This is a genomic window from Paenarthrobacter nicotinovorans, assembly GCF_007670255.1.
Taxonomy (GTDB): Bacteria; Actinomycetota; Actinomycetes; order Actinomycetales; family Micrococcaceae; genus Arthrobacter; species Arthrobacter nicotinovorans_B.
The window spans coordinates 389,147-396,294 of sequence record NZ_SZVS01000003.1 but is presented as its reverse complement, the minus strand read 5'-3'; the positions used below and the strand labels follow the sequence as shown (position 1 = coordinate 396,294).

Below are 7,148 nucleotides of genomic sequence, written 5' to 3'. Positions count from 1 at the left end.
AACCCCAAAGGCCAGAACTACCTCTCCGTAGACCGCGACCTCGTCCTGGCCTACAAAGAATCCCCCGCCGGACAACTAATCCACCCCGGCATCAACGAAGCCGGCGCCGTCGCAGCCTTCACCGCCGCCGGCACCTCCTACGCCACCCACGGCGAACCCCTCGTCCCGATCTACGTGTTCTACTCCATGTTCGGCTTCCAACGCACCGGAGACTCGTTCTGGGCCGCAGCCGACCAAATGACCCGCGGCTTCATCATCGGCGCCACCGCAGGACGAACCACCCTCACCGGCGAAGGACTCCAACACGCCGACGGACACTCCCCCATCCTGGCCTCCACCAACCCCGCCGTGCGCACCTACGACCCCGCCTACGGCTACGAAATCGGCCACATCATCCGCCACGGCCTCGAAACCATGTACGGCGAGGACTCCGAGGACAAGAACACAATGTTCTACCTCACCGTCTACAACGAACCCATCACCCAACCCGCCGAACCCGAAAACCTCGACACCAACGGACTCCTCAAAGGCATCTACAAACTCGCTGACGCCCCCCAAGGAGACACCAACCGGCCCACCGCACAAATCCTCGCCTCCGGCGTGTCCGTGCCCTGGGCCCTCGAGGCCCAAAAAATCCTCAACGACGACTGGGGCGTCGCCGCGACCATCTGGTCCGTCACCTCCTGGAACGAACTCCGACGCGACGGACTCGACGCCGACGACCACGCCTTCCTCAACCCCGGCCAACCCCCACGAACCCCGTTCATCACCGAACAACTCACCGGCCACCACGGACCCGTCATCGCCGTCTCCGACTACATGAAAGCCGTCCCCGACCAAATCCGCCAATACATCCCCAACGACTTCGCCTCCCTCGGAGCAGACGGCTTCGGCTTCTCCGACACCCGCCAAGCCGCCCGCCGCTACTTCAAAAACGACACCCACTCCATCGTCACCAAAACCCTCCAACTCCTCGCCGCCAAGGGCGAAGTTGAAGAAGGTGCCGTGGAAAAGGCGATCGACAAGTACCGGCTCCTCGATGTGAACGCCGGCACCACCGGCGGAGCAGGCGGAGACGCCTAAGTCCCCTTCCGGGACGTCACGCGTCACCAGCACCAACCGCGACGGCGGTCCTCACCAAAGGTGGGGATCGCCGTCGGGCTTTAAGCGCACTTCGTGACGCCTGGCCGAACGTGACGGGCGACAACGCCAGTTGTAGCCTTCGCACAAATGGAGCTTCCCACCGCGGGGCCGTATGCTCATTCCATGGCAGAGCCCACCAAAACAACTTCAAAGCGCAAGGCAGCGCCCCAGGCATTGTCGCCGGAGAAAGCGGAGACCTTGCGGCAGCTCCGCGCCAACGTCGGGCAACTGTCCACCAGCACGATGCGTCAACTGGAGAAGTCACTCCCCTGGTACAGCCGCCTGAGTTCCGATGAGCGCTCCGCACTGGGCCTGGTCGCGCAGAACGGTATCGCCGCCTTCGTCACCTGGTATGAGCGCCCCAGCTCGCCATCTTGGATCCTTACCGATGTGTTTGGCAACGCCCCCACCGAGCTCACCCGCTCCATCAGCCTGCAGAAGGCCCTGCAACTGATCCGCATCGTGGTTGAAGTGGTCGAAGACCAGGTGCCCGTCATAGCCCCGGAATCCGACCAGCCTTCCCTGCGTGAAGCCGTCCTGCGCTACTCCCGGGAGGTGGCGTTCGCTGCCGCGGACGTCTACGCGCGCGCTGCAGAATCACGCGGCTCCTGGGACACGCGCCTGGAAGCGCTGATTGTTGATGCCATCCTCCGTGGCGAGAACACCGATGCCCTGCGGTCCCGGATCGCGGCCCTGGGCTGGAAAGCACAGGAGCGGTTCACCGTCATGGTGGGCAATTCCCCGTCTGAACCAAGCGCGAGCTACGTCAGCGAACTGCGACGCACTGCAGGACGGTTCGCCGAGGACGCGCTGGTGGGTATCCAGGGTGACCGTCTCATCCTGATCCTGGGTGGGGTGCAGGACCGGGACACGGCCTACGTGAAGCTCAGCGAACTTTTCGCCCCAGGCGCCGTGGTGTATGGCCCCGAAGCCGGATCACTGCTGGAAGCAAGCAGCTCCGCCCAGGCCGCGTTCGCGGGACTCACCGCGGCCCGCGCATGGCCCTCCGCCCCGCGGCCCGTCGCCGCCGACGATCTGCTGCCGGAGCGGGTGGTTTCCGGCGATGACGCTGCCCGGAGATCGCTGATCAAGAACATCTACCGACCCCTTCTGGCGGCCTCGAACGGGCTGGTGGAGACCCTTGGGACCTACCTTGAATTGGGACATTCCCTGGAAGCAACAGCCCGGGAACTGTTCGTCCATGCCAACACGGTGCGCTACCGTTTGAAGCGTGTCTGCGACGTGACAGGCTGGGATCCACTGCTCCCAAGGGAGGCGTTTGTGCTGCAAACGGCCCTGGTTGTAGGCCGGCTTTCGGCCCCGCCCAAAGCCGTTCCCGAACGTCATGCGTCACGTTCATAGAACTGAACCGTTGTAGACTTCCTACAAACTGACCCAGTGAGCTTGGTGTACCGAAACACCAGTGGATCACGTGGCAATTTGGAAAGCTGGATACGTGCTTGCAATCGTCTGCCCTGGACAGGGCTCCCAGACCCCCGGATTTTTGGCCCCCTGGCTGGAACTCCCTTCCGTCGAAGGCCAAGTGGCCGCCCTGAGCGAGATCGCAGGCATTGACCTCAAGGCCCACGGCACCACCTCCGACGAAGAAACCATCAAGGACACCGCCGTCGCGCAACCGCTGATCGTCGCGGCGGGCCTCGTGGCCGCGAAGTCCCTGTTCGACGTCGAGCTGAGCACCCTGCCGGTCATTCTCACCGGCCACTCCGTGGGTGAAATCACGGCATCCGCCCTTGCCGGCGTCCTCACCGAAGCCGAGGCCATGACCTTCGTCCGCGAACGGGCCAACAGCATGGCCGCGGCAGCGTCAGTGACCCCAACAGGCATGAGTGCCGTGGTGGGCGGCGATCCCGCCGATGTCCTCGCGGCAATCGAAGCCTCCGGCGCCACCCCTGCAAACGTCAACGGCGCCGGCCAGACCGTCGCCGCGGGAACCTTTGAGCAGCTTCAGGCCTTGGCCGACAACCCGCCAGCCAAAGCCCGCGTGATTCCGCTCAAGGTTGCCGGCGCTTTCCATACCTCCCACATGGCACCGGCAGTCAGTGCCCTTGAAGCCCTCAAGCCTTCGTTGTCGCCCAAGAGCCCTTCGGTGCCCCTGCTGTCCAATTACGACGGCAAGGAAGTCACGGCAGGACCTGCCGCCGTCGAAAGCCTTATTGCACAGGTCTCCCGACCGGTCCGCTGGGACCTGTGCATGGAAACGCTGGTGGAACGCGGCGTTACCGGCGTCATTGAACTTGCACCGGCCGGCACCCTGGCCGGACTGGCCAAGCGCGGGATGCCCGGCGTCAAGACCGTCGCAGTCAAAACCCCGGACGACCTGTCCGCGGCTCTCGCACTCTTTGCTGAACTGGAGGGACAGGCATGAGCACGCCGGTACTGAACAAAGCCGCTGTCAATGAGAACTCCCGGATCCTGGGCATCGGCGCCTACCGTCCGGATGTCATCGTTACCAACGAGGACGTATGCCAGTGGATCGACTCCTCCGATGAATGGATCCGGCAGCGGACCGGCATCATTACCCGACACCGCGCGGCCGAAGATGTCAGCGTTATCGACATGGCCGAAGGCGCAGCCCGCGAAGCACTTGCCCAGGCAGGCATCGAAGCGTCACAGCTCGGGGCCGTCATCGTCTCCACCGTCACCCACCCCTACGCGACCCCCTCGGCTGCGGCTGCTTTGACCGACCGTCTGGGCGCGACGCCGGCACCGGCCTTCGATATCTCTGCCGCCTGTGCCGGGTACTGCTACGGAGTCGCCCAGGCTGATGCCCTGGTCCGCTCCGGCGCGGCCGAGTACGTTCTGGTGGTTGGCGCAGAAAAGCTCTCGGATGTCATCGACAACCACGAGCGCACGATCTCGTTCCTCTTGGGTGACGGAGCCGGCGCCGTTGTGGTTGGCCCCTCCGACACACCCGGCATCGGCCCTTCCGTATGGGGCTCCGACGGCAGCAAGTGGGACGCCATCGGCATGACCCACTCGCTTGAAGACGTCAAGAAGCTCGGCGAGTCCGCCAGGCACTCCGACGAAATTGACGACCCCGCCATCCTTTCGGCAACCCAGGATGTGTGGCCGACCCTGCGCCAGGACGGCCAGACCGTCTTCCGCTGGGCGGTATGGGAGATGGCGAAGGTAGCCCAGCAGGCATTGGACGCTGCAGGCATCGAAGCCAGCGACCTCGCTGCGTTCGTTCCCCACCAGGCGAACATGCGCATCATTGATGAGATGGTGAAGAAGCTGAAGCTTCCCGAGTCTGTGGTAATCGGCCGCGATATCGCGCAAGCCGGAAACACCTCAGCAGCCTCCATCCCCTTGGCAACGCACCGCTTGCTCCAGGAGAACCCTGGCCTCAGTGGCGGCCTTGCCCTGCAGATCGGCTTCGGCGCCGGCTTGGTCTTCGGCGCGCAGGTTGTCGTCCTGCCGTAGAACTGGACCGGCCACTGCGGCCACCAGCCAACTGAATATTCCTGACAAACCCAAACCGTAACCGCGGTTTGCCCCCTTTCCGGCAGCAGCCGGTACAACAAGAAAAGGAGCCAACAATGGCTAGCAACGAAGAGATCCTGGCCGGCCTGGCTGAAATTGTCAACGAAGAGACCGGCCTTGCCACCGAAGCCGTCGAGCTCGACAAGTCCTTCACCGAGGACCTCGACATCGACTCCATCTCCATGATGACGATCGTTGTCAACGCTGAAGAGAAGTTCGGCGTCCGCATCCCCGACGAAGAGGTCAAGAACCTGAAGACCGTCGGCGACGCCGTCAGCTTCATCGCCAACGCACAGGCCTAGTCCTGACACCAGCTGTGCCGGGCCGGGGCGCCAGCCCTTGCGCCCGGCACAGCCGCAATAACGCCCAAAGTTTTCCTGCCGCCCGCGCTCAGAGCGAACGGGACGGCTGATCCGACAGAGAGTGATCGCATGGCACGCAAAGTAGTCATAACCGGTCTGGGGGCCACCACTCCCATCGGCGGCGACGTACCCACAATGTGGCAGAACGCGCTGAAAGGGGTCTCCGGCGCCCGTACCCTCGAAGACGAGTGGGTCGCCAAATACGACCTCCCCGTCCACTTTGCTGCCAGGTGCTCCACGCCTGCCTTGGAGGTCTTGAGCCGGGTTGAGGCCAAGCGGATGGACCCTTCCACGCAGTTTGGCGTCATCGCCGCACGCGAAGCCTGGTCCGACGCGGGAATCGGGGAGATCGACCACGACCGCCTGGCCGTGGCGTTTGCCACCGGGATCGGCGGCGTCTGGACTCTTCTGGATGCATGGGACACCCTCCGGGACAAGGGCCCGCGCCGCGTCCTGCCCATGACTGTGCCCATGCTCATGCCCAACGGCGTAGCGGCTGCCGTCAGCCTCGACCTGGGCGCACGCGCCGGCGCCCACACGCCGGTTTCCGCCTGCGCATCCGGTACAGAGGCTCTCCACCTTGGTTTGGACCTTATCCGGTCCGGCAAAGCGGACGTAGTGGTATGCGGTGGCGCCGAAGCGGCCATCCACCCGATGCCGTTGGCCGCCTTCTCTTCCATGCAGGCTCTCTCCCGCCGCAATGACGAGCCGGAGCGCGCTTCCCGCCCGTACGACCTCGACCGTGACGGCTTCGTCATGGGTGAAGGTGCCGGCGCCCTTGTCCTGGAGGCCGAGGAACACGCCATCGCGCGCGGCGCCCGCATTTACGCAGAACTCGCTGGAACGTCGGTGACGGCGGATGCCTATCACATCACTGCGCCGGACCCCGAGGGCCTTGGTGCCACCCGGGCGCTGAAGGCTGCGATGTTCGATGGCCGGATCCAGGCTGAAGACGTCGTGCACGTCAACGCACACGCCACCTCCACCCCGGTAGGCGACAAGCCTGAGTACACGGCCCTCAAGGCCGCCCTGGGCTCCCACGTGGACAACGTCGCGGTCTCCGCCACGAAGTCCCAGATGGGCCACCTCCTGGGTGCCTCGGGCGCTGTTGAGGCCGTCCTGACCGTGCTGGCCGTCTACGAACGCAAGGCACCGGTCACGATCAACCTCGAGAACCAGGACCCCGAGATCCCCCTCGACGTCGTGACCTCGGTCCGCGACCTGCCGACAGGCGACATCGTAGCGCTGAGCAACTCGTTCGGCTTTGGCGGACACAACGCCGTCATTGCGGTGCGAAACGTCTGAAGCTTGCCTGGCCCAAGGACCTCGTCCTTGACATGAAGAGGGCCCCACCATCTGGTGGGGCCCTCTTCATTGCTATGGGGTATCTCTTGGCTGAGCTGTCAGCCCACTTGGTGCAACCAGCGCACGGGTGCGCCTTCGGCTGCGTGCCGGAATGGCTCGAGTTCTTCGTCCCACGCCTCTCCCAAGGCCAACGACAACTCGTGGTAAACAGCGGAAGGATCTCCAGCGCCGGATTCGTACGCGTACCGGATACGGTCTTCGGTCACCATGATGTTGCCGTGCACATCGGTGACGGCATGGAAAATTCCGAGCTCGGGCGTGTGCGACCAGCGGGCACCGTCGACTCCCTGACTGGGTTCCTCGGTGACCTCGTAGCGGAGATGTGCCCAGCCCCTAAGAGCCGACGCCAATTGTGCCCCCGTTCCCGGAGCGCCGGTCCAGGAAAGCTCCGCTCGGAACATTCCGGGCGCAGCAGGTTGTGGGGTCCACTCAAGATCGGTCCGCTTGTCCACGACCGATCCGATGGCCCACTCGACGTGCGGGCAAAGTGCAGTCGGAGCCGAGTGCACGAACAAGACACCGCGGGTTGTTGCAACAGACATTCCATCCTCCATAGCTGTAGGTACGTCTTCCCCAACGACCTCTGCCTGGATGTTTGCCGATGCTGCCGGATGCCATGAAACTCATGTGGGCCCTGACAGGCTATTCATTTGTGTAGTCCTGCTGACGATCTTGGCACAGATCTAACCCTCAAGTGTGAATTGAAGGTTTCCCCGTGGTGCTTTTATTTTGCCGTACGCTGCTGCTTTCCGCCAGTGCGGTGTTTGGTGGGTT

At 63.9% G+C, this 7,148-nt stretch carries 7 protein-coding genes; 6 read left to right on the top strand and 1 reads right to left on the bottom strand.

Translation table 11 applies throughout. The features are described 5' to 3' along the window. The 6 genes from FDP28_RS07135 to FDP28_RS07110 all read left to right on the top strand — a co-directional run. Positions 1 to 1,083 (top strand): transketolase-like TK C-terminal-containing protein (locus FDP28_RS07135; protein ID WP_397321047.1); only part of this gene is annotated, 1,083 nt, incomplete at its 5' end. Positions 1,084 to 1,266: 183 nt separating this feature from the next. Next, the gene (locus FDP28_RS07130; protein WP_144659999.1) at positions 1,267 to 2,505 is read left to right on the top strand and encodes a PucR family transcriptional regulator; all 1,239 of its coding nucleotides are present in this window, start codon (positions 1,267 to 1,269) and stop codon (positions 2,503 to 2,505) included. Positions 2,506 to 2,599: 94 nt separating this feature from the next. After that, positions 2,600 to 3,529: an ACP S-malonyltransferase gene (locus tag FDP28_RS07125; protein WP_186313531.1), complete on the top strand. Its 930-nt coding sequence runs from the start codon at positions 2,600 to 2,602 to the stop codon at positions 3,527 to 3,529. Then, on the top strand, positions 3,526 to 4,587 hold the full coding sequence (locus FDP28_RS07120; protein ID WP_144659997.1) for a beta-ketoacyl-ACP synthase III: 1,062 nt from the start codon (positions 3,526 to 3,528) through the stop codon (positions 4,585 to 4,587). Before FDP28_RS07125 ends, FDP28_RS07120 begins: the two co-directional genes overlap by 4 nt. 116 nt (positions 4,588 to 4,703) lie before the next feature. After that, positions 4,704 to 4,949, top strand: a complete 246-nt coding sequence (locus FDP28_RS07115; RefSeq protein ID WP_011692310.1) for an acyl carrier protein — start codon at positions 4,704 to 4,706, stop codon at positions 4,947 to 4,949. Positions 4,950 to 5,078: 129 nt separating this feature from the next. Further along, a complete protein-coding gene (locus tag FDP28_RS07110; RefSeq protein WP_144659996.1) occupies positions 5,079 to 6,314 on the top strand; it encodes a beta-ketoacyl-[acyl-carrier-protein] synthase family protein in 1,236 nt (411 codons plus the stop codon). Positions 6,315 to 6,412: 98 nt separating this feature from the next. Here FDP28_RS07110 and FDP28_RS07105 read toward each other — a convergent pair whose 3' ends face one another. After that, positions 6,413 to 6,916 (bottom strand): DUF3145 domain-containing protein, encoded by a 504-nt coding sequence (locus tag FDP28_RS07105; protein WP_018776197.1) that lies wholly within the window; start codon positions 6,914 to 6,916, stop codon positions 6,413 to 6,415. Between the last annotated feature and the right edge of the window lie 232 nt (positions 6,917 to 7,148).